This window comes from Nonomuraea sp. NPDC052265 (assembly GCF_044547985.1).
Lineage (GTDB): Bacteria > Actinomycetota > Actinomycetes > Streptosporangiales > Streptosporangiaceae > Nonomuraea.
This window is the reverse complement of sequence record NZ_JBIUBJ010000013.1, coordinates 106243-132012: the sequence shown is the minus strand read 5'-3', so window position 1 is coordinate 132012 and position 25770 is coordinate 106243. Positions and strand designations below refer to the sequence as shown.

8 protein-coding genes are annotated in these 25770 nt (G+C 73.7%); all 8 read right to left on the bottom strand.

What is annotated here, in order from left to right; genetic code table 11:
* Positions 1 to 5: 5 nt before the first annotated feature.
* Entirely contained in the window at positions 6 to 1067 is a 1062-nt protein-coding gene (locus ACIHAD_RS32040; RefSeq protein WP_397358418.1) for a flavin-containing monooxygenase, read from the bottom strand.
* 108 nt (positions 1068 to 1175) lie between these two features.
* Entirely contained in the window at positions 1176 to 1574 is a 399-nt protein-coding gene (locus tag ACIHAD_RS32035; RefSeq protein ID WP_397358417.1) for a DUF3224 domain-containing protein, read from the bottom strand.
* Positions 1575 to 1621: 47 nt separating this feature from the next.
* The gene (locus ACIHAD_RS32030) at positions 1622 to 2890 is read right to left on the bottom strand and encodes a beta-ketoacyl synthase N-terminal-like domain-containing protein (protein ID WP_397358416.1); all 1269 of its coding nucleotides are present in this window, start codon (positions 2888 to 2890) and stop codon (positions 1622 to 1624) included.
* The gene (locus ACIHAD_RS32025; protein WP_397358415.1) at positions 2887 to 3126 is read right to left on the bottom strand and encodes a phosphopantetheine-binding protein; all 240 of its coding nucleotides are present in this window, start codon (positions 3124 to 3126) and stop codon (positions 2887 to 2889) included. Before ACIHAD_RS32025 ends, ACIHAD_RS32030 begins: the two co-directional genes overlap by 4 nt.
* Positions 3123 to 4340, bottom strand: coding sequence for a hydroxymethylglutaryl-CoA synthase family protein (locus tag ACIHAD_RS32020; RefSeq protein ID WP_397358413.1), 1218 nt, complete (start codon positions 4338 to 4340; stop codon positions 3123 to 3125). The genes ACIHAD_RS32025 and ACIHAD_RS32020 overlap by 4 nt, the downstream gene beginning before the upstream one ends.
* Positions 4337 to 4573, bottom strand: a complete 237-nt coding sequence (locus tag ACIHAD_RS32015; protein ID WP_397358412.1) for a phosphopantetheine-binding protein — start codon at positions 4571 to 4573, stop codon at positions 4337 to 4339. Before ACIHAD_RS32015 ends, ACIHAD_RS32020 begins: the two co-directional genes overlap by 4 nt.
* Entirely contained in the window at positions 4560 to 5456 is an 897-nt protein-coding gene (locus ACIHAD_RS32010) for an LnmK family bifunctional acyltransferase/decarboxylase (RefSeq protein ID WP_397358411.1), read from the bottom strand. The genes ACIHAD_RS32015 and ACIHAD_RS32010 overlap by 14 nt, the downstream gene beginning before the upstream one ends.
* A gap of 10 nt (positions 5457 to 5466) precedes the next feature.
* Positions 5467 to 25770, bottom strand: a complete 20304-nt coding sequence (locus tag ACIHAD_RS32005) for an SDR family NAD(P)-dependent oxidoreductase (protein ID WP_397358410.1) — start codon at positions 25768 to 25770, stop codon at positions 5467 to 5469.

The following is a 25770-nucleotide window of genomic DNA, read 5'->3' as shown; positions in this document are numbered from 1 at the left end:
GTCGCTCAACCCCTTCTGCCCGCCACCGCCTGGGGACGGAACTGCCTGATGCGCTCGACCAGATAAGCCGCGTCGTCCTTTACCCACCAGATGAGCGCCGAACCGTAGGAGTGCTGGCACTGCATGCCGAGGACGTACAGGCCGGGGGCGGCGGTCACGCCGCGCTCCTGCTCGATGCCGCCGCCTTCGGCCACGACGGGCGCGTGCACCCAGGAGTGGTCGTAGCGGAAGCCGGTCGCCCAGACGACGGCGTCGACGTCGGCCGAGCGGCCGTCCTCGAAGCGCATCGTGCGGCCCTCGGCGTCGACCGTACGGCCCACGAGCTCGAAGCGGTGCCGCTTGGCCAGCTTCTTCAGGCTCGGCCCGACCAGGATCGTCTTCTTGTGCAGCCGGTCGCGCTCGCCCATCAGCGGCTTGGCGATCAGCCCGAACTTGTCGCCCCACCAGTGCAGGCCCTTGCCCAGGAAACGGCGGCCGAAGTGCGGCAGCGGCGAGCCCTGCGAGAGCAGGACGCGACGCCCGGCGGCCAGCTCGGGCGCGATCTGGGCGCCGGAGTTGGCGGCGCCGACCACGACGACGGTCCCGCCCGGCACCTGGGACGGGTTGCGATAGCGGCCGGTGTGCACCTGGACGACCTCGGGGTCCAGCCTGCCGGCGAGCTCGGGCAGCTTCGGCACCCGGTAGGCGCCGGTCGCGATGATCACCTGCGGCGCCTCGTACGTGCCCTTCGTGGTCTCCAGCCGGTAGCCGCCCTCGATCGGCTCCAGGGAGGTGACGCGGGTGCCGAGCCTGACCGGCAGGTCGAACTCCTCGCCGTAGGCCTCGACGTAGTCGGCCATCTCCTCTTTGGTGGGGAAGCGGTTCTTCCCGCCGGGGAAGCGCAGGCCGGGCAGGGCACAGTACTCGGCGATCGTGAACAGCTCCAGGGAGTCCCAGCGCTGCCGCCACGCCTCTCCGAGGCGGGGTTCCTCGTCGAGGATGACGAAGGGGATGCCGGCCTGCTTCAGGTAGTAGCCCGCGACGAGCCCGCTCTGGCCGCCACCGACGACGATCACTTCAGTGTCCATGCGGCCATCGTTCCGCGCGGGCGCGAGGCGGTCTGCTCAACACTGAGCAGATCCTGACATGCGAGTACGCGGAGCCCCCGGCCCCGCGTACCCGTCCGCGTGCGGCGCCTACTTGAGGGTGAAGTTGAGGGTGACCTCCGCCGAGCCGTCGGTCTTGGAGACGTATCCTCCCTTGCCGCTCAGGCCCTTCAGCTCGTCGGTGCCGGAGTTCGGCACGACGGACCAGTCGGCCTTGGCCACGCCGCCGTCGAAGGTGCCGGTCGCCTGCAGCACGAAGGAGCCCTTCTTGCCGCGTACGCTCCCGACGACCTTCTGCAGGCCGACGAAGCTGGCCTCGGTGTCGCTGGCGTAGGCCATCAGGTACTCGGCCTGGCCCTCGCCCTCGATGTCACCGCTCCAGGCGTTGGTGACGTGGGCCTGACTGAGCTTGGGCTGGCCCTTCTTCTCCTCGTAGGGCTTCTCGTCCCATCCGGTGATCTGGTACGAGCCCTTACCTTGGGTGGTCATGTCAGCTCCTTTTTTGCTCTCTTTTTCGCTACCCCTGACCCTGGGCGCTATGCGTCGGCCGTCGGCCAGCGCTCACGCCCGAGGACTATGCAGGTGTTGAAGCCGCCGAACCCGAAGCTGTTGGACAGCGCGTAGCGGATGTCGGCGGCGCGCAGCCTGCCGGGTGCGAGCCGGCAGTCGCGGTTGATCGGATGGCGCAGGTTCAGGTTGGGATGGACGAAGCCGCGGCGCATCTGCACCACGGTCGCGATCGCCTCCACCACGCCGGCCGCGCACATGCAGTGGCCGACCAGCCCCTTGGTGGAGTTGACCCACGGCCGGCCGAAGCTGTCGCCCAGCGCCCTGCGCAGCGCGGCCAGCTCGGCCACGTCGCCGCTGGGCGTCGCCGTGGCGTGGGCGTTGACGTAGTCGATGTCGCGCGGCCCGACGCCCGCGTTGGCCATGGCGTTGACCATCACCTTGGCCTCGCCCTCCTCGCGCGGGTCGGGCAGGCTGTTGGCGTCCAGCTTCAGGTCGTAGCCGCACAGCTCGGCCAGCACGGTCGCGCCGCGGGCGGCGGCCGAGCGGGCGCTCTCCAGCACGACGCAGCCGGCGCCCTGGCCGGGCACGAACCCCTCGTGCTCCTCGTCGAACGGCCGGCACCTGGCCTGCCCGGACTCCTCGACGCCCGCGACCGCGCCCAGCGTGGCCAGGCCGCGCTTCTCCATCGGCGACAGGTCGGTCATGGCGCCCACCACCAGGCAGACGTCCACGGCGCCCGACTCCACCAGCCGGCTGCCGTTGATGATCCCCACGTTGCCGCTGGCCGAGGCGCCGCCCACGGTGTAGCCCTCGCCCCTGATGCCGAACACCTGGCTGAGCGTGCCCACCCGGTCGGTGTCCATGAAGTGCAGGGCGAACCTGGCCGGCAGGTGGGCGGGGTTGTCCTCGTACTTGGGGTGCAGATCGTGGGCGTAGCCGGAGCTGAGGTTGTGCCCGGCCACGACCAGGCCCATCCGCTCCGGGTCGGCCCGCGCCTCGTGCAGCCCCGCCTGCTCGTACGCCTGCATGGCGGCGACCAGGTCCATCTGCAGCGGCTCCGGCGAGCGGCCGGCGGCGCGAAGGGCGCTGCGCACGACCTCCGCGGGCAGGCGGCGGGCGGCCACCGCGTTCTGGAAACGGAAGCCCTTGACCAGGGCGGCCAGCCGCGGCCCGCCGTCGCCGGGGTCGGGCACCGGCCCGATCCCGCACCGTCCCGCCCGCAGCGCCCTGGTGAACGACGGGACGGTGGAGGCGATCGAGCAGACGATGCCCATGCCGGTGACGACGACCCTCATGAATGCCTCGCCAGCAGATCCACCAGGGACCGGATGTCGTGCACCTCCTGGAACTCCGACACCGGCACGGTCAGCCCGAGGTCCTCCATGCTCATGGTGACCACGTCGGCCCGGTCGACGCTGTTGGCGCCCAGGTCGGTCAAGGTGCCCTCGTTCGTCACGTCGCCGGGCCGCAGGTCCGGCAGCACCTTCAGGACGTTCTGCTTGACGGTCTCGAAAATCTCCGCGTCGGTCATGGTGCCAGCCATTCGTAGGTTCGGTGGTAGTCCTTCGTCCCGGTGTTCACCAGGAGGTCGCGGTCGAAGCGGGCGCGGCTGAGCAGGTGCTCGTACGCGCCCACGTCGACCTGCCTGTCCCGCTCCGGCACGAGGCAGGTGAGGGTGTCGGGCAGCAGCGCCGCGTACTCGTCGAAGCCGAGCTCGCAGCGGCCGTCCAGGTGGTCGCCGATCCGCATCTTCGCCAGCGTGCTCGCCGACTCCTCGTCGACCAGGCCGCTGAAGAACTCCGACGAGCAGCCCGATCCGTAGGAGTAGAGGCCGACCCGGGCCGGGCCGTCCAGGGCGGCGTGGTCGATCAGGCTGGCCAGCGCCAGGTAGACCGAGCCGGAGCAGAGGTTGCCCACCCGTCTGGGGTAGGCGAGCGAGGGCAGCACCCGCCGCTCGAAGTCCTCCTCCACCGACGCCGTGCCGCCGCCCGACTCGCGCATCAGCTTGCGGTGCGCGGCCTTGACCATCCCGGCGAACGGGGTGTGCATCGCCAGGTGGTCGAAGGTGGTGGCGAAGTCGGCGTCCGCCACCCTGGACCGGTAGCCGGCCAGGCAGCTCGTGAGGCAGTCGAGGTAGGCGAACAGCGAGCGGTCGGAGTCGGCGATGTCGAACGTCGGCCCCGGCCGCGCCGAGTCCATCGTCTCGTAGCTGTGGTTGCCGAACGCCCCCAGATCCAGGTCCAGGACGCGCGGCCGGTCGCCGATCAGCACGGCGGCGGCCCCGGCGCCCATGGCGGGCTCGGCGTAGGCGGCCCGCTCGTCCACCAGCGCCACGTCCGTCGCGATGACCAGCGCCTTCGCGCCGGGCGACACCCCCGAGGCGACGTAGGCGGCGGCGAGCTGGACGGCCGCCGTGGCCGCGTAGCACGCCTGCTTGACCTCCACGACCCGGCAGCTCCTGGGCAGGCCCAGGTACTCGTGCACGTAGGAGGCCACCGACTTGCTGTAGTCGAGGCCGGACTCGGTGGAGGTGATCAGGATCTCGATGCGGTCGTCGGCGGCGATCGGCCGGGCGGCGTTGACGGCGTTCGTCACCGGGTCCTCGAAGGGCAGGCCGACCGAGCGGTTGCGCATCATCAGGTTGCCCAGGCGCTCGGCGTCGAGCCCGCGCCCCTCGAACAGCTCCGGCACCGGGATCTGGGCCAGGCCGCAGTAGACGTTGAGTGCCTCGATTCCGACGTTCACCTCACACGCTCCCACAGGAAGTCGACCAGGGCGTCGATGCTGGGCACGCCGCCGAAGGAGGACAGCGGCTCGCGGACGCCGAGCCGGTCGAGCACGGCCAGGATGATCTCGACCCGGTCCACGGAGTCCGCGCCCAGGTCCTTCAGGTGCGCCCGGCCGTCGATCTCGACGCCGGGCAGGATCTCGTCGATCGCCTTGTGCACGACGCCCTCGACGTGGTCACGCGTCGCCATCGGTGTCTCCCCTCCTGAGCACGCGCAGGGTGCTGACCGCGATCACGCGGCCCCGGTCCTCCATGACGAGGTTGACGATCTCCTCGTTCTCGTCCTCCGGCGCCGGCCAGCACTCCAGGCTCACGCGCAGCACCGAGTCGGCGTTCGCGTTGCCCAGGTAGCAGAGCCGCTGGTCCAGCACGACGCGGCGGAGGAAGTCGGCCACGCCGAGCCCCCTGTGCCGCCAGAAGCGCAGCAGCACCCAGTCGACGATCGAGAAGTAGGAGGCGAAGTAGAGCAGGCCCACGCCGTTCAGGTCCCTGGACGGCTCCACCGGGTAGTCGGCGGTGAACGTGACCGGATTGTCCGGCTTGCGGGCCAGGAACGTGCCGGTGCTCCTCGCGTGGCCGTAGACCTTCCTCGGCGAGTACGCGCCGGGCAGCGTCGGCAGGTGCTCGTGCCTGAAGTCCACCGGGGACGACTTGACCAGCCCCTCGTTGCTGCCGGGGGCGCTGCGCGAGATCCAGCGGTTGAAGGTCTCGACGTAGATGCAGCCGGGGTCGTCGAAGGCGTAGAAGCGGTCGGGGTCGAGCTCGTCCGTCCGGCCGCCGCCGCGGCCGATCCGGTGCAGGGCCAGCACCGACTCGCTGCCGAAGCCGAACAGCCGGGAGGTGACCTCCAGCTCGTCGCCGAACGTCAGCGCGTTGACGTGCAGGTCCCGGCTGCCCCTGACGTGGAAGTAGAAGAAGGACAGGTACGTCGGGTCGCCGGCGGCGTTGCGCGCGTCGAAGGCGTTGGTGCCGCACAACGCGCTGACCGTGTCCCAGGTCCAGTCGCCGACCTCGCCCATGAACAGCGAGCCGGGCCCGCACATGCCGGGTTTGACCAGCTCTGTCCTGGTCACGGTGCTCTCGTCAATTCTGTTCATCATGGAACTCGCAGATCAGCCGGTTGACGTGGTCGGGGCTGGTGAGCTGCGGGAAGTGACCCGCGTCGGGGATCTCCTCGTACCGGGAGTCGGGGATCAGGGCGTGCAGCAGGTGCGCGGTCTTGGCCGGGATGACGGTGTCGTACCGGCCCTGGACGATCAGCGTGCGCGCCCGGATCTCCGCCAGCCGGTCGCCCAGGTCCGGGCGTTCGGCGAACACGTCCAGGTAGCGCAGGCCCACCTGCGGGGCCATGCTCTCCGCGCGCAGCAGCAGCCGCATCAGGCCGTCGCGCCGCTTGCGCAGCCGCTTGGATCCGCTGCCCTCGACGACCCGGTCGAAGTCCTGGGTGGCCACCACCTCCAGCTTGTCGATGTCGCCGACCCGGTTGCCGATGCGGCAGGAGCTGCCGATCAGGATCAGCGACTCGGTGTCGTCCGGGTGGTCGAGCGCGTACGTCAGGGCGACCAGCCCGCCGAACGACGCCCCGGCCACGTGCGCCGGGCCGCCCGCCACGTCGTGGCAGAGCCGGGCCAGGCCGCCGAGCGACAGGTCCGCGGCGGCGGTGGTCGCGCCGACGCCCGGATGGTGCACGCTCGTCACCCGGTAGCGGTGCGCCAGCCCTTCGAACTGGCGGGCGTAGACGCCGGCGCCGATGTTGAACGGGTGCATGAGCAGCAGCGGCGGTCCGGAGCCTGCGGCGAACAGCTCGACGTCGCCGTCCCGGGTGGTGACGATCTCGTGCTCGACGTCGGGGTTGTGCTCGCGCAGGATCGCCAGGTTGGGGTTGTCGCGGGCCCCTCCTCGGGCGGGCCGGGGGGTGGGGGTGTCGGGGGTCGTGCGCCGGGCGGGCCGGGCGGAGGGGGTGTCGGGGCTCCTTCGCCGGGTGGGGCGGGCGGTTGGGGTGTCGGGGGTGAGAAGGGTGGCCAGGCGGGCGGCGGCGTCCTTGGCCTCCTCGACGCTCAGGCCGACCGGCACCGCCAGCCGCACCACGCCCTCGCGGCCGAAGTGCGGCGCGCCCCTGATCCCCGTCTTCCGGAAGATCCGCACGTGGTCGGCGTCCTTGAGCAGCACGCAGTGACCGCCGGGCGGGCCCTCCAGCGGAACGCCCGCCTCCGACAGGCCCTGCCGGAGCGCCGCCACCGCGTCCCCGCGGGCGCGCACCTGCTCGGCCACCGTCTCGCGGTCCTCCAGGGCGGCCGCGATGATCCTGCGGTTGGCCAGGCCGACGTCCCTGCCCCAGGTCTCCAGCCGCTCGGCGACCCGCTCGCGCAGCGCGTCGTCGCGGGTGGCGAGCAGGCCGCCGAACGGCACCCCGAAGTCCTTGGACAGGCTGATCGTGGCGCTGTCGGCCAGTGCGAGGATCTCGCGGACGACCTCCCACACGTCCCTGCCGTCCGCGACCGCCACGGCGTTGTCCACCACGCGGGCGCCGTCCACCACCAGCGGGACGCCGTACCGCGCCGCGGCCTCCTTGACCGCGCGCAGGTTCGCCAGGGACGTCGGCGCGCCGCCGGCCGCGTTGTTGCCCACCTCCACGCAGACGAACGACACCGGCTCCTCCCCGGCCAGCTCCGCCCGCAGCGCCTCGACGTCCACCTCCGGGCCGCCGGGGAGCTCGACCGGCTTGAAGCCGTTGTCGCCCAGGTTCAGGAACCATGTCGGGAACAGGCCGTTGTGCAGCACCCGTCCCGGCCTGCCCGGCCGCGACCGGCACAACAGCGCCTCGGCCGCCCGGCCGGAGCCCGTCGGGACGACGAAGGGGAACGGCAGGCCCTTGATCTCCGTGTCCGGGCGGGCGGCCGACCGTTCCGTCAGCCGCCGCAGCCGCTCGGCGATCCAGGGGGCGTCCAGCTCGGCCCAGGAGTCGGTGATCAGGTCGGTGGAGACGTGGTGGGCGGGGACACGGGCCGGCTCGCCGCCGTACCGGGCCAGAAGCTCGTCCCGGGCGGGCTTGGTGTCGGCGGGCTTCTCGTCGGGGGGGCTTTCGTCGGTGGGGTCGGGGTCGGTCTGGTCGTCGGGGGTGGGGTCGGCGCCGGTGGCGGGGCGCAGGTCGGGGTCGGCGATCATGAGAATGATCTCCGACACCGGCGTGCGGTCCTCCCCTTCCGGCTGGCACAGGTAGATGGGGACGTTCACCGGCCGGAACTTGTTCTTGAACTGGAAGTTCCCCTCGCCGAAGATCCCCGCCGAGCGCAGCTCGTCCAGCGCCTGGCGCACGTCCGGGGCGGCGTTGGCCGACTCCTCCGTCTCCACGCCGAAGCTCGCGCCGAAGCTGAACATCGTGCATCCCTCGTCCACGAGCTGCTCGATGATCCGCACGATCGCGAACTCCAGCCCGCCGAGCGGCATGCCCTTGGGGTAGAACTCGACGTCCAGCAGGTAGCCGTTCTCCGACGGGATCTTCGTGATGACGACGGCGTTGGCCACCTCGTCGTCCAGGTAGGTGACGAAGACGCGGTGCCTGCGGTCCAGGCGGCCCTCCTCGATCTCCCGCCGGACGACCGACACGTACGGGTTGACCATCTGCTTGCGGCCGGCCCACTCGTCCACCAGCCCGGCCAGCCTGCGGTCCATCGCGGGGTCCTCGCCCGAGCGGTACTCGGCCGTCCGGCACTCGCCCGCCTTGCAGAAGCGCCGCACCATGTAGCGCAGGCGTTCCATCCGCCCGCCCTTCAGCGTGAAGGAGCCCAGGTCCTCCAGCCGCTGCACGGCCCCGAACGGCGTCGCGCTGTACGGCTCCCCGCCCACCTCCCGCACCGGGAGGAGGGACAGGAAGTTGGGCCGCAGGCCGCGCGCCTTCGCGTAGGCGGTGTACTCCTCGACCAGCTCGTGGAAGTACTCCTCGGAACCGGCGTAGCTCCAGGCCAGCAGGTTTCCGGCGTTCTCGGAGACGTGCAGGTAACCCTTCCTGGCCGAGCCGACGAAGGCCAGGGGGGCGATGTCGCGTCCGGCCAGGCCGCCCTCCTTGGCATGGCGGCGGTCGATGCCGGCCACCAGGTCGCGCAGGTCCGGGTGCCGGTGCAGGTCCCGCTTCAGCAGCACGGCCGGCTCGCCGTCGCGTGCCCGCGTCTCGTGCGTGGCGGGTCGTCCGTCCGGCTCCTCCGGGAGGCGTACGGACTCGACGCCGCGCTCGTCGCGCAGGTGGGCGGCCAGGTCGGCGAGCGTGGGGTGGTCGAACAGGAGGGTCTTGCGCAGCGCGCCGACCTGCTTCTCCAGGACGTTCACCACGCGCAGCATCTCGAAGGAGGTGAGGCCGTTGTCGGTGAAGCTGCGGCTGGTGTCGAGGGGGCGCTCGGTGATCACGCCGACCAGCTCCGCGAGCCGGTCCTCCAGATCGGCCGCCTTCCCCCGCGCGGTGTGGGGGGCCTCGGGTCGTGCGGGTTCGGGAGTCTTGGGTCGCGTGGGTTCGGGCTTCGGGGTGGGGGTGGGGGTGGTGGATTCGGTGATGGCTGATTCCACGGCGCGGGCGAGCCGGTCCACCGTGTCGTACTCGTACAGCTCGGCTGCCTGGAGGTCGAGGGAGAAGGCGGCGTTGATCGCCTTGACCAGTTCCATCCGGAAGATGGAGTCGAGTCCCAGCTCCTCGAAGGGGGTGTCCACGTCCACGCCGGCGGGGTCGGCGTCCAGGATCGTGGAGAGCCGTTCGCGCAGCATCTCCTCCACCCCGGCGGGCCCACCGGCGCTTCCGGCGGGCGCGACCGGCGTCTCGTCCGGCCGTGCGGCCTCCGCCCGCCCGGCGGGGGCGGACGCGTCCGGCGTCCGGCCGCCCTTGGCGGCGCGCAGGCGCACCTTTCCCTCGCTGGTCCGCCGCACGACCCCGCTGTCCGAAGGGGCTGCGGACGGGACGGCGGACGACACGGCGGCCGGGGCGGCGGCCCGGGACGGCTCGGGAGCGGTGAACCAGTGCTCGACGCGGGCGAAGGGCGGGCCGGGCAGCGAGACCCGCACCGGGCGCGGGCCCTGCCACAACCCCTGCCAGTCCACCTCGCTGCCGGAGACCCACGCCTCGGCGAGGTCCTCCAGCCCGGTCCCCCACGGCGCCGGGGCGTCCTTGCGGGCGGTGCCCCTGTGCGCGCCCGCCGGCTCGCCGCTCAGCGCCCGGACCGCCTGCTCGCGGTCCCTGACCACCACGGCGAGCCGTTCGGCCAGGTGGCGGCGTCCGTTCTGCAGGGTCCAGGCGATGCGGTCGAGGTCGATCTCCGGATGTTCCCGGATGTACCGGGCGACGTCCTGCGCGTACTCCTCCAGGGCTTCGCGGCGGGCCGCCGACAGGACCAGCAGCCGCGGCTCCCCCGCCGTCCCCGCCGGGATCTGCTGCCGGTACGCCTCCAGCACCACGTGCGCGTTCGTGCCGCCGAAGCCGAACGAGCTCACCCCGGCCACCCGGTCGGCCCCGTCCCACGGCGTGAGCCGCGTGTTGACGGTGAACGGGCTCCCCTCCAGCCGGACGTACGGGTTGGGGCGCTCGTAGTGGATCGTCGGCGGCAGGGCGCCGTGGCGCATGCAGAGCAGCACCTTGAGCAGCCCCGCGATGCCGGCCGCCGCCTCCAGGTGACCGATGTTGGTCTTCACGGTGGCGAGGGCGACGTGCGGGACGTCCGGCACGGGCCGCCCCCGGTCGGCGTACAGCCGGGCGAACGCCTTCTTCATGCCCTCGATCTCGATCGGGTCGCCGAGCCTGGTGCCGGTGCCGTGCGCCTCGATGTAGGTGACGCGGGCGGGGTCGACGTCCGCCTTGCGGTAGGCGTCGACCAGCACGCGCGCCTGCGCCTCCGGGTTGGGCGCGGTGAGCGAGCTGGCCCGGCCCCCGTGGTTGACCGCGCTGCCCCTGATCACGGCGAGGATCTGGTCGCCGTCCTCCAGCGCCGTCCGCAGTGGCTTGAGCAGTACGGCGCCACAACCCTCGCCCCGGCCGTAGCCGTCGGCGCGCTCGTCGAACGTCTTGCAGACGCCGTCCTCGCTGATCATGCCGGACTTGGCGAACGCGATGTAGAGCCCCGGGCTCAGCGTCAGGTTGACGCCGCCGGCGATGGCCGCCTCGCATTCGCCGTCCTCGATGGCGCGTACCGCGTGGTGCAGGGCGACGAGCGAGCTGGAGCAGGCGGTGTCGACCGCCTCGCTCGGGCCGCGCAGGTCCAGCAGGTGGGAGACGCGGTTGGCCAGGATGCAGTCGGCGACGCCGCTGGCCGTGTGGGCCTCGACCGGCACGCCGTGCTCGCGCAGCAGGTCGTCGTAGTCGCACGCGGACACGCCCGCGAACAGGCCCGTCCTGGTGCCGGCCAGGTCGGAGGGGCGGTGGCCGGCGTCCTCGACGGCCCGCCAGACGGTCTGCAGGAACAGCCGCTGCTGCGGGTCCATCATCGCCGCCTCCTTGGGCGAGATGCCGAACAGCGCGGCGTCGAAGGAGCGCACGTCGTCGAGGAAGCCGGCGCGGACGTTCGCCGTCTCGGGGTTCTCGCGCAGCTCACGCCGGTCGTCGGGGACCGGGCGGGTGAGGTCGTGGCCCTCGGCCAGGTGACGCCAGAAGTCGTCCAGGTCGGTGGAGCCGGGGAACACGCCCGCCATGCCGACGATCGCGACCCCGCCCGTTGCCGGGGCGCTCGTCGCCGTGCCGGTCGTCGCCGGATTGCTCGTCGCGGTGCCGGCTGTCGTGGTCGGGGAGGTCCCGGCGCCGGGCCGTGGGGGCGAGTTCACGGTCTCCGGCGCCGGGCCCGGCTCGGCGTCCTCCCGCCGCCCGGCGGGGGCGGCGAGAGGTTCTCCGGCTGGTTTCGCGGAGGGGCTGGTCGGGGTGTGGACGGCGGCGAGCTCGGCCGGGTGCTCGGCGAGCAGGTGATCGCAGAACGTGGCCAGGTCGGTCGCCTCGAAGAGCACGGTCGGCAGCAGGTCCAGCTTGTACCGTTCGTTCACCTGATCCACCAGCTCGGCCATGGAGATCGAGTCGAACCCCATGTCCATCAGCTCGGCGTCGAGATCCACGTGCTCCTCGCCCACCAGCAGGAATCCGGCCGCCGCGCGACGCAGCTCCCCCCGGACCGCCTCGATCAGATCGTCGCCGGGCCCGGTCGTCTCCGGCGCGGACATGGGCTCACTCATCTCCATAACCTCGGATTCGGGGGTCGCGGGCGGCTGGGACCGTTCGGGGGCGGGCGCGGAGGGGCCTTCGACCACGGCGAAGCTCGTCTCGGCTCCGGCCAGCCCCCTGGCGAAGGCGGTCAGACCGGCGGCGGTGCTCATCGGGACGCTGCCCCAGCGGCGTTCGAACAGCCGGCGGGTGGCGTCGTCCACCTTCATGCCGCCCTCCTCCCACAGCGGCCAGCCGACGGCGAGCGTCCTGCCGTGCCCGAGCCGCTCGCGCCGCTCGGCGAAGTGGTTGAGGAAGGCGTTGGCGTAGGCGTAGTCGATCTGCCCGATGTTGCCGGTCTCGGCCGCCACCGAGGAGAACAGCGCCAGGAAGTCCAGCGGCTGCCCGCGCAGGGCCTCGTCCAGCAGGACGGTGCCCAGGACCTTGGGCCCCAGCACGGCCCGCGTGTCCTCGGGACGTTTGCCCACGGCCCGCGCGTCCCGGTGGATCCCGGCGGCGTGGATGACGCCGTGGAAGGGGCCGTACCGGTCGCGCAGGTCACACAGGTCGGCGGCCGAGCACACGTCGGCGCGCACGTAGACGGCGGGCAGCCCGGCGATCCGGCGCGCGATGTCGTCGCCGGGGTCGGACCGTCCGGTCAGGATCAGCCTCGCCGCCCCGCGCCCGGCGAGGAAGCGGGCGAACGCCAGCCCGATGGCCCCGGCGCCGCCGGTGATCAGGTACGTGCCGTCCGGCCGGACGTCCAGGCCCGGCGCAGGCGGCTCGTACGGTTCCATGCCCTTCAGCAGGCGGACGCCGTCACGGTAGGCGACCTCGGAGACCCGCTGCTCGGGAGCGCTTCCGGCGGCGGGCGCGCGCAGTTCGGCCGCGACCTGCGCCGGGGTGGCGCCGGTGACGCACACGCCGCTGAATCCGGTGTGCTCCAGAGCCAGCGTCCTCAGGGCGGCGGCCAGGGCGGTGTGGTGCGGCTCGCCGGTCGCGGCGGACACCACAACCCTGAGCGGGCCCCCGTCGCGCAGGACGGCGGTGGCCGTGCGCAGCAGGACGTCGAAGGCGGCGGTCCCGGGGAACGGGTCCGAGGGGGCGATCACGATCGCGTCCGGGGTCCGGTCGAGGCCGCCGAGCTGCCGGGCGGCCTGCTCGGAGGGATCGTCCGCCGGGAAGGCGTCGCCGGGGCGGAGCCGGGTGCCGCCGAGCGCTCCGGCGAGCTGGTCGTCGTCGGTGATCACCAGGAGGGCTTCCGGTTCCCGGGGGCCTTCGGGGAGTGCGGCGGGCGTCCAGCGGGGCCGCAGGTAGGTGCAACGGCCGTCCGCGGCCTCCCGCCCCACCGCCTCGTTCCGCGGTCCCTGACCGGAGGCCGGCTCGGTGGCGAGCTCGGAGCCCGCCTGAGGGGCGGCGGCGGCGTCGGCGGGCGTCGGTTGGAGGGCGGGGGGTCGGGGCGTGGTGCCGGGTTGGTCGGTGGGCTTGCCGGCGGCGTCGCCGCTGATCTGGTTCGTGGGGTCACCGCTGGTCTGGTCCGTGGGGTGGGTGGTGGGGGTGGTGGCGGTGGTGGGGAGCCAGTAGGGGCGGCGGTCGAAGGGGTAGGGCGGGAGGGTCACGCGACGCGGGTGGGGGGTGGGCCAGTTGGCGGCCCAGTCCACCCGCACGCCGGCGACCCATCCGGCCCCGAGCCCCTCCGCGCCGTCCTCCGGCGGAGCCTGGCCGGCGCCGGGATCCGCCGTCCCCACGAGGACGCCCTCAGCCTCGCAGTCGCCCGCGAACGAACGCAGCCGGGCGGCGAGCTCGTCCAGAGTGGCTGCCCGGACGGCGAGCCGTTCGGGCAGCTCGGCGCGGCCCACCTGGGTGGTGTAGGCGAGCTCCGCCAGCCCCGCCCGCCCGCTCGCCGCGACGTCCGCGACCCCGCCCGCCATGGCACGCAGCTGGTCGCGGGTACGCGCCGAGAGCAGGATCACCTGCTCCCCCTCGTCGGCCGGCTCCGGCGGCGTCCCGGCGGTGGGCACGTACTCCTCCAGGACGACGTGCACATTGGCCCCACCGGCGCCGAACGAACTGACCCCCGCCCGGCGCGGGAACGTCTCGCCGTCCAGGAAGGGCCGCTGCCAGTCGGTCAGCCGGTCCGGCGGCCGGAAGGGGGACGCGGCGAAGTCGATCTTCGAGTTGGGCGTCTCCAGGTTCGCGCAGGGAGCCACCTGGCCGTGCTGGAACTGCAGCAGCACCTTGGTCAGCCCCGCGATGCCCGCCGCCCCCTCCAGATGCCCGATGTTGGCCTTGACGGAGCCGACCATCCGGTCCACGCGGTCCCCGTCCACGGCACCTTGTAGGGCGAAGGCGCGGGTCAGGCTGGCGATCTCGATGGGGTCGCCGAGCGCGGTGCCGGTGCCGTGGGCCTCGACGTAGGAGATGGTCCGGGGGTCCAGTCCCGCCCGCCGGACCGCCTCGGAGACCAGGTCGGCCTGGGCGCCCGGGTTGGGCACGGTGTATCCGGCGGTCTTGCCCCCGGCGTTGGCGAAGGCGCCCTTGATGACGCCGTAGATCCGGTCGCCGTCCGCCTCGGCGTCGGCCAGGGGTTTGAGCAGCACCGCCCCGACGCCCTCCCCCGGGACGAACCCGTCCGCCGCCTCGTCGAACACCTTGCAGGCGCCGTCGGCGGCGAGCATGTTCAGGGAGCAGAGCGCGACGAAGTGGGCGGGGTGCAGGATCAGGTTCACGCCGCCCGCGACGGCCTGCGCGCACTCGCCGCGCCGCAGGCTCTCGCAGGCGAGCTGGACCGCGGTCAGCGACGACGAGCAGGCCGAGTCGACGGCGAGGCTCGGCCCGCGCAGGTCGAAGAAGTACGACACCCGGTTGGCGATCGACCAGTACGCCGAGTGCGCCCCCGCGTACCGGCCGTCCGGCCAGCCCTCGGCCGCCGCCATGCGCCCGTAGGAGCCGTACATGGTGCCGACGAAGACGCCGGTGCTCGGCTGCCTGGTGTGCTCGCTCAGGTAGCCGGCGTCTTCGAGCAGGGTCCAGGCGGTCTCCAGGAACAGGCGTTCCTGCGGGTCGGTGATCTCGGCGTCGCGCGGCAGGATGCCGAAGAACGGCGCGTCGAACTGCTCCACGCCCTCGATGAAGCCTCCCCACTTGCTGTAGGTGCGCTGCTTGCGTCCGCGTTTGGGGTCGTACAGGGCGTCCAGGTCGAAGCGGTCCGCCTCGGTGATGCAGTTCGCGCCCTTCGCGAGGTTGCTCCAGAAGGCGTCCAGATCGGGGGAAGCCGGGTAGCGGCCGGTCACCGCGACCACGGCGATGTCGAGGGCCCGCGAGACGGGCTCGCGCCGCGGCGCGGCCCGCGCGGGCTCCTCCCGGACGGGCTCCTGTCCCAGGGCCGCGCGCAGGCGCCCGCCGTGCTCGCTCTGCAGGTACGCGGCCAGCTCCTCGATCGTCAGGTTCTCGAACAGGAGCGTGGACGGCAGCGGGCCGAGGTCCTGCTCGAACCGGTGGATGACGTTCTGGCTCACCAGCGAGTCGATGCCGAAGGTCTCGAACGTGGCGCGCTCGTCCAGGTCGGTCGTGCCGTACTTGAGCACCTCGGCGAACACCCGCTTGACGTAGTCGCGCGCGCCGCCGGCGGAGGCCGTCTCGCCCACCAGGACGCACTGGTCGAGCTCCTCGACGGGCGTGCCGGGGATGCCCAGGGTGCGGGCGGGGGTGAGGCCGGCGGCCCTGAACGCCCGCTGCCACTGGACCGCGCCGAGCAGCGGGCTGTGCGGCAGGCGCAGTTCCTCGTCCGTGAAGCGCCACCATCCCGGGGTCAGCCCGAACGTGAGGGTCAGGAAGTCGGCCGCCCTGGTCACCTCGTTGACCAGCAGCCGGCCGCCGGGACGCAGCAGCGCGGCGGCGTTGCGCAGCGTCCGGCCGACGTCGGCGGTGGCGTGCAGGACGTTCGTGGCCAGCACGACGTCGTAGGCCCCGGTCTCGAAGCCCTGCTCGGACGGGTCGCGTTCCACGTCGAGGAGGGCGAGGACGAGGTCCGGGCGGCGTCCGGCGAACTCGCGCTCGCCGTGGCGCAGGAATCCGGCCGAGATGTCGGTGTAGGTGTACTCGACGTCCCGGCCTTCGAGGGCGTCCAGGACGAAACCGGTGCCGGCCCCCGTACCGGCCCCGATCTCCAGGACGCGGCGGGGGCCGCCGCGGGCGACCTCCTCGGCGAGCAGGCGGTTGAAGTGGTCCGAGACCGCCTGTCCCTTGTAGACCTGCTCGACCAGGCTCATCGAGCCGCCGGGGAACAGCACCTCCATGGGGTCGCGCTCGCCCGCCAGCACGCCGGGCAGCGCCTCGACGCAGGCGGTCAGCAGCTTGACGTGCGGCTCCAGGTCGGGGAACCGGGCCAGCACCTCCTCCGGCGACGGCTCCCGCGCGGGCCCGTCCAGCAGGTCGAGCACGGCGGCGTGCAGCCGCCGGCGGTCCTCGCGCACGTTCCCGACGGCCCTGACCCGGTCGGCCGAGCGGCGCAGCAGGCCGCGGGCCAGCTCGTCCAGCTCGCCGAACGCCACCCGCGCCCGCTCCAGCTCCCCTCGCCCGCCGGTCCGCCCGGACTCAGGGGGGATGTCCGGGATGTGGATGCCGATGTGGGCCAGGCCCTTCGGGTCCGCCTTGACGACGAGGGCCTGCCGCGCGCCCGCCCTCAGGACGGACGCCAGCACCGCCATGCCCTCCTCGGGCTCGATCGAGCCGATGCCCAGCTCGGCGAACCGGCCGTCGTAGCCGCCCCCGGAGACCGCGCCGACGCTGCCCCAGTACCCCCAGTTGATCACGCTCACGGGCCGGTCGCGCAGGCTCAGCGCGTAGGCGTCCTCGAACGTGCCCGCCGCCGCGTAGTTCGCCTGCCCGCCCACCTCGACGAACGAGGCCGCCGACGAGAAGTAGGCCAGGAAGTCGAGTGGCAGGCCCGCCAGCGCCTCCGCGAAGACGGCCGCACCGGCGACCTTGGGCGCGAGCACCTGGGTGAAGGCGTCGTCGTCCATGTTGGCGAGCGTCATGTCGCGCAGCACCAGAGCGGCGTGGAAGGCGCCGTGGATCTCGCCGAACCGCTGCCGGGCCGCCTCGACGGCCCTGCCGAACGCGGCCCGGTCGGCCACGTCGGCCCGCAGGTACACGGCCCGCCCGCCGAGCGACTCGATCTCGGCGAGCTGCTCACGGATCTCCGGGGTGATCTCCCGCCGCCCGACCAGCGCCAGCCGTGCCCCCACGGTGGCGGCCAGATGCCTGCTCAGGGTGCGCCCGAGCCCGCCGGTCCCGCCCACGATGAGGTACGCCCCGCCGTCCCGGTACGGTCCGCCGCCCTCCAGGGGCAGGGCCAGGGGTTCCAGGGTGCGGATGTGGCGGTGGCCGTCGCGGAGGGCGACCAGTTCGTCGGCGCAGCTCTCGGCGCGTAGCAGGCGGGCGAGGTCGGCGGGAGGCGGCGGCGCGGCGCCGACGTCGATGGTGACGACGGTCCAGTGCGGGTGCTCGGCGGCCACCGCCCTGGTCAGGCCGATCACGCCGGCCGCGTGCGGGACGATCTCCTCGTCCCCGACGCGCACGGCTCCGGCGACGACCACCTTGACCGTGGGCGTCCACCCGCTCCGGCCCTGCTCGGAGAGCCGCTTGACCAGGCGGAACACGTCGTGGGTGGTGGGGTCGTCGGCCGGCGGGCCGTCCTGGCCGGTCACGGCGAGGACGTACACCGTGTCGTACCGTCCCTCCGGCGGGGCGGCCAGCGGCGCCAGGCGGCCGTCCTCGTGCGCGTCCAGCAGGGCGCGGGCCAGCGGCTCGGCGGCCGGGGTGTGCAGGACGAGCGCCCGTCCCCCACCGTCCTGCGAGGCGACGGCGGGTCGCGTCCTGTGCCAGACCGGGGCGAAGGTCATGCCCGCCACCGTCGGACGGGCCGGCCGGGTCCGCAGGACGACCCCGCGGAACTCGGCCCTGACCTGCCCTGCGGCGTCGGCGAGGCGGACCGTGTACCCGTCCCGGCCCTCGTCGGTCACGTGGGCGTAGGAGGGACCGGTGACGGGACCGTCCAGCTCGGCCGACTCCACGCTGAACGGCATCGCGGGCTCGCCGTCCTCGGGACGCAGCGCCGCGACGGTCTGGAGGGCGCCGTCCAGGAGCGCCTCCCAGCGCGCGCCGTCGCGCAGGACGCCGAGCGCCTCGCCGTCGCCGACGCGGACCTCGCGCAGCACCCGGAACCCGGGCCCGTAGTGCAGCCCGGCGCGGTCGAAGGCGCGGTAGAGGTCGTCGGCCGGACGACTGCCCGCGCAACGCGCCTCGATCGCCGCGACGTCCAGCCGCCGGAGTGCGCCCTCACCGGTCCGGAGCTCGCTGTCGCCGGTCCGGAGCTCGCTGTCGCCGGTCCGGAGTGCGCCGTCGCCGGGTCGCAGGGTGCCGCGGGCGTGGCCGTCCAGCTCGACGCCGCCGTCGTCGTGCACGACCACGTCCAGGGGACGGGCCTCGCGCACCTCGAACGGGCGCAGCCACCGTACCCGCTCGAACCGCACCGGACCGGACAGCCCGGCGCGCTCGGCGGCGATCGTCAGGAAGGCCACGCCGGGCAGCACGGGGGTGCCGCCGATCCGGTGGTCGGCGACCAGCCGGTCGTCAGGACGGATCCACGCGTCCTGAGCGGGCCGGGCGGGGTGGCCGTCGCGGCCGTCGCGGCCGATCCAGTGGCGCTGGTCGTGCGCGAACGGGTGTCCCGGCAGCGGCACCCGCCGTCCGCCCGCGGTCAGGTCGTCCCAGGGGAGGTCGCCGCCGCCGGTGTACCGCTCGGCGAGGCGTCCCGCCTCACCGCGTGCCGGGCGGGGGCCGTCGCGCAGCTGGCCGCGCAGGTCCGCGAGGTCCCCGGCCACGTACGCGCACCGGGCCCCCGCCAGGTGCGGCCGGCCGACGGCGAGCGTACGGGCGACGTCGCGGACGTCCAGGTCAGGGTGGGCGTCGAGGTGGGCGGCCAGGCCGGTGCGCAGCCGCGCCAAGGTCTGCTCGTCCGAGGCCGACAGGGGCACGACGACGTCCTCGCGCCCGCCGGTACGCGGTTCGCGGGAGGGCGCCTCGGCGACCACGACGTGGCAGTTCGTCCCGCTGAAGCCGAAGCTGCTCACGGCCGCCACCCGTTTCCGCGAGCCGCCGGCCGTCCAGGGCGACAGCTCCGTGACCACTTCGAGCGCGCCGTCCGCGAAGTCGATCTTCGGGTTGGCCCGGGTGAACCCCGGCGACGGCGGCAACTGCCGGTGCCGCAACGCCAGCAGCGTCTTGAGCAGCCCGCCGATCCCGGCCGCCATGGTGGTGTGGCCCACGTTCGCCTTGAGCGACCCGATGCGGCACGGGCGCTCGCGGTCCATGCCGAACACCTTCGCCAGCGCCTTGACCTCGATCGGATCGCCCAGTTCCGTCCCGGTGCCGTGCGTCTCGACGTAGTCGACCTCGCCGGGCCCGATCCCGGCCCGCCGGTGCACCTCGGCGAGCAGCTCGGCCTGGGAGGAGGCGCTGGGCGCGGTGATGCCGTTGCTCGCGCCGTCGCCGTTGACGCCGCCGGCCCGGATGACGCCGTGGACGTGGTCGCCGTCCGCCAGCGCCCGGTCCAGGCGCTTCAGCACCACCACGCCGACGCCCTCGCCCAGCACGATCCCGTCGGCCGACTCGTCGAAGGGCGCGCAGGTCCCGGTGGGCGAGAGCATCCCGGCCTTGCTGCACCAGATGTGCATCCTGGGGGTGTTCATCACCGCCACCCCACCCGCGATCGCCGCCTCGCACTCGCCGCGCCGGATGCTCTCGCAGGCCAGGTGCACGGCCACCAGCGAGGACGAGCACGCGGTGTCCACGGCCATGGTCGGCCCGCCGAAGTCCAGCAGGTACGCGATCCGCGCCGGCAGCACCGACGAGGCGTTGCCGAGGAAGGCGTGCCCGGTGTCGTCGCGCCCGGCCGCCGCGAGCAGGCTCGCGTAGTCGCCGGCGCCGCAGCCGACGAAGCAGCCCCACGGCCTGCGTCCGGACCGGCCCGCGTAGCCGGCGTCCTCCAGGGCGTGCCACGCCTCCTGGAGGAACAGCCGCTGCTGCGGGTCCATCGTCTCGGCCTCCAGCGGCGAGATGTTGAAGAAGCCCGCGTCGAAGGCGTCGACGTCGGTCAGCATGGCGGCCCATTTGCTGTACGTCCGGCCCGGCGCCATGCGGTCGGTGTCGTACACCCGCGAGACGTCGAACCGCTCGGGCGGCACCTCGCGGATGCTGCACCGGCCGTCGGCCAGGTTCCGCCAGAACGCCTGGAGGTCCGGCGCGTCGGGGTAGCGTCCGGCCATGCCGATGACGGCTATGTCCTCCTCACGGGCGGGGGGTTCCTCGGCGGGCCGCACCGCCTCCAAGGTGACCGTGCCGGTGCGCGCAGGGGGCTCCTCGGCCGCAGGTTCCGGCGCGGCGCGGTCGCCGTCGAGCGAGGGCAGGCGGACCCGTCCCGCCCGGTCCGGCGTCTCGGCCCGCTCGGAGGGGGCGGGTTGCTCGGGTACGAGCGGGCGCTCCTCCGGGGGTTCCTGTTCGGGGGCGGGACGCGGCGGAGGCACGGTGAGGCCGTCGGCGGCCACGGCGTCCCGGACGGCCTCCACCAGCGCGGGGACGGTCGGATGGTCGTAGACGGCGACGGAGTCCAGGTCGAGCCCGAAACCGCGGTTCAGGTCCCGGACGATCTCCACGGCCCCGATCGAGTCCAGTCCCATCTCGCTGAAGCTCAGCGCATCGTCCACCTCGTGGGCCTGGAGGTAGAGGTGGCTCATGAGGGTGCCCTCGATGACCCGCCGTACCTCCGCCGGCTCGGGCCCGGCCACTGCGGGACGGGCCTCCTGACGGCCGGGCGCGGATCGCCCACCCCGGGACCCGCCCTCGGGAGCCGCCGGTTCGGCGGACCCGCCCTCACGAGCAGCCGGTTCGGCCGATGCGCCCTCCGGTGGGACCGTCTCGGAGGGGGCGCCTCTGAACGTGTCCACCTTGGCGAAGTAGTCGTCGACCCGGGCCAGCGACTCCTTCCCCAGCACACGCTCGTGCATCCCCGACTCACCCGCGATGACGCCGGGCAGCCGGTCGAGCACCCGTCCGGCCAGCTCGGACTTGAGCGCCCGCAGGGCGGGCAGCGGCAGCGCGGCGATCGAGCGGGCGTGCCTGAGCGCCGCCTTCAGCACGGCCCCCTGCGGCAGGACGGTCACCCCCGCCCCCCGCCGGGCCAGCTCCTCGCCCGTGACGGAACGGCCGGTGTAGAGCATCTCGTGCGCCGCCGACCGGCCGAGCCGCTCTTCGAGGATGTAAGTCGCGCCCATCCCCGGCGTGAAGCCGAACTTCATGAAGTTGGCGCTGTAGACCCCTTCGGCCGCCATGATGACGAGGTCGGCGAACAGCCCGAAGGCCAGCCCGCCGCCCGACGCGTGCCCCTGGACGGCGGCGATGACCGGCCGGTCGCACCGCAGCAGCCCCTCGTAAAGGAAGGGCACGTCCGTGAAGCGTCCCTCGCCGCCCGCGAGCGTCCGCAGCGCCTCGGGGGTGGCGCCCATGCTGAAGACGTTGCCGCTGCCGGTGAGCACGACCGCCTTGACGTCCTCGCGCCCGGCGATCTCGGCGAACGCGGCCTGGAGATCGTCGATGAGCTCCCGGGTGAACATGGACGCCCCGGACCCCATCACCACCAGCGCCACCCCTTCGGGCAGCACCTCGAACCGCACCCCTTCACCGTCCGGCACGAGCTCGACGTCCCCCTCGTCCGGCGTCTCCACGGGCGGTTCAACGGCGCGCTGCCAGCGGCCGAGCCAGCAGCTCTCCTCCTGGAACGGGTAGACCGGCGCCGGCACCAGCCGCCCGCCGTCGTGGCACGCGCGCCACGGCACCTCGGCTCCCCGGGCCCAGGCCGCCGCCACCTCCTCCAGCCGTCCGGCCCGGAACAGCCGGACGCAGTCGTCCTCCGACGGCGTCCCGTCGCCCTCGCCGTCGTCGCCGCCGCCGGAGCCGGTGAAGGCCCCTGGGCCGGGGTTCGCACCCCGCGCGTACGCCTCCAGCCCCGCCCGGAGCGCGGCCACGTCGTCCACGACGAGCGCCAGCCGCTCCGCCATGCCGGTCCGCCCGACCTGCGAGGTGTAGGCGAGGTCGGCCAGGCCCACGCCGGGTCCGGCCGGGTCGGGGACGGTGTCGGCCGGGTCGGGGACGGTGTCGGCCGGGTCGGGGACGGTGTCGGCCAGGTCGGCGACGGTGTCGTGCAGTGAGAGGCCCTGACCGAGCTGGATCAGCGCGGCCGGGTCGAGCCCGAGGTCGCCCAGCGAGTCGGCGGGGTCGAGCTGGTCGGCGGGGATGCCGAGCAGCGCGGCCACCCGTTCCGCACCGCCCCGGGAACGGGCCTCCGGCGGGAATCCCGGGGAGCCGGACCCCGCCAGGACCCCCAGGGAGTCGGTCTCCGGCGGGAACCCCGGGGAGTCGGGCTCCGCCAGGAACCCGGCCCAGGCGCGGGCGTAGTCGCGCAGCGCCTCCGGCGTACGGGCGGAGAGCACGAACAGGCAGGGCCCGTGCGCGCCCGGCGCGGGCACGGGCTCAGGTGCCTCCTCGACCAGGACGTGCGCGTTCGTGCCGCCCGCGCCGAACGCGCTGACCCCGGCCCGCCGGGGCGTGCCGCCGGCGCGGGTCCAGGGTTCGAGCGCGCGCTGCACGTGGAAGGGCGTGGCGTCGAAGTCGATCTTCGGGTTCAGCTCCTCCGCGTGCAGGGACGGCACCAGCCGCCCGTGCCGGAGCTGGAGCAGCACCTTGGTGAGCCCGGCGATCCCGGCGGCGCCCTCCAGGTGCCCGATGTTGGACTTGACCGAGCCGATCGCGCAGTCCGCGTCCTCCGGTAGGGCCTGGCGCATGCCCTCGACCTCGATCGGGTCGCCGAGCGAGGTGCCGGTGCCGTGCGCCTCGATGTAGCCGATGCTCGCCGGGTCCCAGCCGGACCTGCGGATCGCCGTGCCGATGAGCGCGGCCTGCGAGCGCGGGCTCGGGACCGTGGCGCCGCTGGTCCTGCCGGTGTGGTTGACGGCGGTGGCGGCGATGACGCCGTAGACGTGGTCGCCGTCCGCCCTGGCCCGCGAGAGCGGCCTGAGCAGGACGGCCCCGACGCCCTCGCCGGGGACGTACCCGCTGCCGCCGGCGCCGAAGGCGCGGCACCGGCCGTCCTCCGACAGCCAGTGTCCCTGGGCGAGTTGCAGGTACTTCTGCGGGTGGACGGTCGCGTTCACGCCGCCGGCCAGCGCGAGGTCGCACTCGCCGCGCCGCAGGCTCTCGACGGCCAGGTGCACGGCGGTCAGCGAGGAGGAGCAGGCGGTGTCCAGCGCGATGCTCGGGCCGTGGAGGTCGAAGGTGTAGGAGACGCGGTTGGCGATGGAGGCGTGCATGGCCGTGGGGGCGACGCCGCCCTCCCCGCCCTCGACGAGCTGGTAGTGGTTCCACATGACGCCCGCGAACACGCCGACGCTCTGCTCCGACAGCGACTCCGGCGGGTGGCCGGCGTCCTCCAGGGCGTGCCAGCAGGTCTGGAGGAACAGCCGTTCCTGCGGGTCCATGCGTTCGGCGTCGCGGCGGGAGATGCCGAAGAAGGCGGGGTCGAAGCGGTCGACGCCGTCGAGGAATCCGCCCCATTTGCCGTACGTCCTCCCGCGAGCGCCCTTCTCGGGGTCGTAGATCTCGTCGTGGTTCCAGCGGCCGTCCGGGATCTCCTCGATGCAGTCGCGTCCTTCGGCCAGGTTGCGCCAGAAGGCGCGCAGGTCGGGGGCCTGGGGGTAGCGCCCGGCCAGCCCGACGACCGCGATGGGCTCCTCGACGCGCGCCCCCGGCTGGTCCTGGCGTGCCTCGGGCTGGTCGCGGCGCGTGCGCGGTTCGTCGCGGCGCGCTTCCCGTTCCTCGGCGCCCGCCACGGAAGCCGAGGTGCGGGGCGCGGGTTGTGGCGGGGCGACCGGCAGCAGGTCCCGGATGCGGCCGGGGTCGCCGTGCAGCACGGTCAGGACGTCCCCGGTCCCGCTCAGGGCGCGGTCGAGCACGTCGAGGGCGACCTCGGTGGGCAGCGGGACCATCCCGGTGGCCGTCCGGGAGTGCTCGACCGTCTCCGGTCCGACCCGCATCCCGCCCTCGGCCCAGTACGGCCACGCGACCGCCAGGGTCCGGCCCGGCCGGTCCCCCCGCGCCGCCCGCCGGCGCGCGAACTCCTCCAGGTACGCGTTGGCGAACGCGTAGTCGGCCTGCCCCGGGTTGGCCAGGGACGCCGACACCGACGAGAACACCACGAAGCAGTCCAGGTCGTCGTCCTCGGTGGCGGCGTCCAGGTGGCGGACGCTGAGGGCCTTGGCCGCCACCACGGCCTCGATATCGGCGGCCCGCTTACCGGGGTAGAGCCCGTCGCGGTTGACGCCCGCGCAGTGGAAGACGCCGTCGATGCGGCCGTGGCGCTCCCGGACCGTGGCGAGGGCCCGCTCGACCTGGTCCGGGTCGGTGAGGTCGGCGGAGATCTCCGCGTTCCTGCTGACGGGGACGGCCCTGGCCCGGTGGCGGCGTTCCAGGTGCTCGGCGAGGAGGCGGCCGATCCCGCCCGTCCCGCCGGCGATGACGTACACGCCGCCCGTCCTGACCGGGACGGTCCCGACGCCCTCGGACGGCTCGGCCGGGAGCCAGCGGCGCACCAGGCGTTCGCCCCGCTCGTAGCGGATCTCGGGCTCGGCGGAGGCGTCCCGCAACGCATCGGCTTCGGAGGCGGCGGTGTCCAGGCGGATGCTGCGGCAGCGGATCAGCGGGGTCTCGGCGGTGATCGTCCTGGCCAGCGCGGCGACGGCCTCGTGGGCGGGGTCGTCGCCGGTGTGCGCGTACGTGAGGGTGACCGGACGCTCCGGTTTCGCGGCGAGGACGGCCTTCGCGGTCTCCCAGACGGCCAGGCACGGGTCGGCGGGCTCTCCTGGCGTGGCCCGGATCAGGAGGTGCCGGGAACCGTCGTACCGGGCGCCGGGGGTGATCTCGCGGTACTCGCCGGGGTCGTCACCGTCCTGCGGCAGCGGCACCCACACGTCGCGGAAGCACAGCGTCCCGCCCTGCTCCGGCGGTTCCGGGGGGACGTCGTAGGTGGCGGAGAGATGGGCGGCGAGGCTGTCGATGTCGCCGTACTCGAAGAGCAGCGTCGGGTAGAGCCGCCGCCCGACGATCTTCTCCAGCCGCTCACTGATGTCCACGAGGGTGACCGAGTCCAGGCCGAGGTCGTAGAAGCCGGTGCCGGTGGGCACCTCGCCGGGCGGGCGGCCGAGCGGCCCGGCGACGAGCTCGCGCAGGCGTCCGACCAGGTCGCCGGTGCCGTTGCGGCCGGTGGCGGGCGGCTGCGGCCGTCCGGGGTCGCCGAGCAGCCGCTCGATCAGCCGCGGGGACCTGATGCGCTTGCACGACAGCCCGCCGAACCCGGCGACGAAGTGTCCCCGCTCGTCGTAGAGGCCGAAGTCGTTGGTGATCACGTCGCCGGACGGCGCGATGCTCTCCGGCCGTGGCGCGTACACGTGGAAGGCGGCGCCGAGCCGCCGGGGCGCGCGGAACTCGGCGATGTAGACCGGGATGAACGGCTCCTGCCCGGACGCCTGGGTCTGGCCGAGCCCGGCGAGCGTGGCCGCGTCCAGGCGGGCGGGGTGCAGGTGGAAGCCCTCGTGGCCGGGGGCGGGCGAGTCCTGCCGCAGCTCGGCGAGCAGGTAGCCGTCGCCGTGGTGCAGCCGTCCCGCGCATTTCATCGGGTCGCCGTGGCTGATGTCCTCGGCCCTGGCACGGGCGTACAGGTCCTCCATGTCGCCCTGCCGCCGGGCGCCCCGGCGGAGGGCGTCCAGGTCGATCGGGCCGGGCTCGGGGCCGCTCGGCGTGCCCACCTTGCCGGTGAGGTTCCGCCGCCAGCCGGACAGCGGCGTCCCGTCCCTGCTCCAGCGGCTCTCCGCCCGCACGTCCTCGCCCTCGACGGTGACGCGGATCTCGCGGTCGGCCTCCGGCTTGGTGACGATCGCCTCGGTGAACAGCACCTCGCGCAGGACGATCTCGCCGGGGTCGCGCCCGGTCGCCATCAGCGTACGGAACACCAGATCGAGGAACGTCACCCCGGGCATCACGGAGACGTCGTGCACCCGGTGGTTCCGCATGATGAAGTCGGTGTGCTTCAGCGTGGTGTGACACTCGATCGCGGGCAT